We start from the raw sequence: 2,441 nt of genomic DNA, 5'->3' as shown, positions 1-2,441 counted from the left end.
GGAGGTGCGGCCGAAGGACGTGGTCGCCGAACTCGACCCGCAGCTGCAACGCGACGCGTTGCGCGCTGCACAGGCCGCAGTCACCGCTGCTACGGCAGCTCTCACTGAAGCCAGCAACAACGTGGAACGCCAGCGGACGCTTGTGAATCAAGGCTGGTCCACCCGAGTCCAGTATGATGCTGCCGAGAGGGCGTTCCAGCGCGACTCCACATAACCACGGGCTTCGCATCATTCGCCGTATGCGGTGCACCGCATACGGCAGAGTTCGAGCGGGACCTGATCCGCGCGCGCACCAGCGAGGGACGCGAGCGCGCGAAGGCGCGCGGCGTGAAGATGGGGCGACCCTACAAGCTGACCCCGCACCAGCAGCGCGAGGCGCTGCGGCGACGGGACGCCGGCGAGCCGGTGCGCGAGATCGCGCGCAGCTTCAACGTCCACCACGCGACGATTTCTAGGCTCTAGGAGCAGGCCGTGGTCTCGGCGATGCCTCAGCAATTCAGTTTTTCATTGGACGAGAACTGGTCTCAGAACCTTGAGCGTCTGAAGGCGCATCTGGAAGCGCTTGATCCCGAGTGCGCCAAGATGTTGTTCGATAACCTTGCCACGCTCCAGTCAGATGACACCAACACGCGCCGCGACTTCAACCAGAAGGTCTTCGAGCCGATGACGACGGCGGCGCAGGCCGAGATCGACGGACGGGCCGAGTGATGCCCCGATACTTCCTGACCAAGTTGGCCTTGTCGTAACCTCCGTGCCAAAAGTGCCGATCTGGAAAGCGTTTGATTTCAATCTTTTATACCGTGACGCGAGCTACAACCAGTTGATATAACTAAAGATTCAGCTTTTGGTCGCGCGCGTTGTCCGCGTTGTTCGTGGGGCCGTGGCGACGCGGGCTCGGTTTGGGCGCTGCCTCGTGGGGCCGACATTGCTTCCGCGACCATGGCTCTCGCCTCGGCGGCGATGCGACTAATGGTGGCGCGATGGACCCGGAAGATGCGGGCTACATCGGCGCCGGTGCGGCCGGCAGCGAGCATGTCGAGAATTTCGGTTCTGGGTTCTATACCTGGTTCACGCCAGAATCCGAAAATCCTTGGGTGAGATGACGCGGAAGTTGTCTGAAACGGCATCACAATAGAGGTGCCAGTTTCGCGGTACCTCATCGCGCAGAAACGTCAGGAGCGCATCACTGAAATCAGCGAACTTCTCGTAGCACCGGTTGTGGGTGATGTGCTTGTGCGTCAAGCCCCATAAGCGTTCAATCGGATCAAGGTGCGGACAATAGGCCGGGATGAAGTGTAGTCTGATCCGGCACCCCGGCCTAGCCAACCATTCCTGAACCAGCTTCGCGTGATGGTATCTGGCATTGTCGACAAACAGGTGGATCAGCCGTTTGCCGGGATACATCGCCTCGAGCGCCATCAACAGCATGATCGTGCTGGCGGCATCCACCGTCAGCACGTCCAGCATGCGCGTCTGACCAGTCTCGAGGTCAATCGCGCCATGGATGTTCAGCCGTTGCCGCCCACTCGTCTGCGGCACGGCGATCTTGGTGTCCTTCGGCGCCCAGCAACCCACCGGCCGTACCGCATGCGTCGGATGTACCGCGTCTGCGAACAACACCGCTTCGTCATCGGCCAGATGGTTCAGCAGATCCTCATACGCCTTGATGAAGGCTGCCTGCTTCTCCGGGTCTAGCTTGCGTGACACCGCCTTCGGCTTGCGATGCTCCATGCCAAGGCGATGCAGCAGTGCGATCAGGCCCGAGCGGCCTTGATAGGCGATGCCGCATTCGCGTTCGATCCAGGCGCCAATCTCACGCGTCGTTCGCGGCAGGGTCTCGGTGATCCAGGCCTTGAGTTTGTCCTGCTGCTCGCCCGTCAACCGGCAGGCGCCGCCCTCGTAGCCGAAGCTCGCCAGCCCCTCGATCCCATCTTCTTGATACAGGCGGAACCAGGTCCGGATCGTGTCGTCGTCGATCAACAGCACTCGGGCGATCGCCTCGCAGCTCATCCCGTCGTCCAGCGGCACCAGTGCGTTGGCGCGACGCGCGAGACGATGGGCGGCCGGCCCGTCGCGCGCCAGCTCGATCAGGTCTTGCCGCGATTCGCTGTCGAGGAAGCCACTCCGTGTCATCCGATCGGTAGAATCCCGCTCGCGCCGTTTCGCAAGGGGGTTTCTCGGATACTCGGGGAGTCAGGGTATACGTCCAAACCCTCGAAATTTTTGACACCCCCGATTCGGGCTCGCCGCCACCGATTTCGGCCATTGAGCAGGTCATTTCGGCCGACTTTCCCGAAAACGACGCTTGGTGAGCGTCCACCGATGGCCCGCGAGCCGCGGATTCCCGTGGTCAGAGCTCGGCGACTTTCCCGAACAGGGCCATTTTCGGGAAAGTTCGGGGTGAAAACGCACCTCGCTCGGTCCAAGACGGGGCTAGAGGG

The 2,441-nt window shown here is 61.9% G+C and carries 3 protein-coding genes and 1 pseudogene; 3 read left to right on the top strand and 1 reads right to left on the bottom strand.

Translation table 11 applies throughout. The annotated features are described in order from the left end of the window. From VKF82_07400 to VKF82_07390, 3 genes and pseudogenes are all read left to right on the top strand, one after another. A partial coding sequence (locus VKF82_07400; GenBank protein HME81887.1) for a hypothetical protein occupies positions 1–214 on the top strand: 214 nt, incomplete at its 5' end. A gap of 44 nt (positions 215–258) precedes the next feature. Then, a pseudogene (locus tag VKF82_07395) lies at positions 259–462 on the top strand (recombinase family protein). A gap of 9 nt (positions 463–471) precedes the next feature. Beyond that, positions 472–708, top strand: a complete 237-nt coding sequence (locus VKF82_07390; protein HME81886.1) for a hypothetical protein — start codon at positions 472–474, stop codon at positions 706–708. Positions 709–1,068: 360 nt separating this feature from the next. Here the strand turns inward: VKF82_07390 and VKF82_07385 are convergent, their stop codons facing one another. Next, positions 1,069–2,133 carry an IS630 family transposase gene (locus tag VKF82_07385; GenBank protein ID HME81885.1) on the bottom strand — a complete coding sequence of 355 codons (1,065 nt, stop codon included), beginning with the start codon at positions 2,131–2,133 and terminating at the stop codon, positions 1,069–1,071. Between the last annotated feature and the right edge of the window lie 308 nt (positions 2,134–2,441).

The organism is Candidatus Eremiobacteraceae bacterium, from assembly GCA_035314825.1.
GTDB lineage: Bacteria > Vulcanimicrobiota > Vulcanimicrobiia > Eremiobacterales > Eremiobacteraceae > JAFAHD01.
This window is presented reverse-complemented; position numbering and strand designations above follow the sequence as displayed.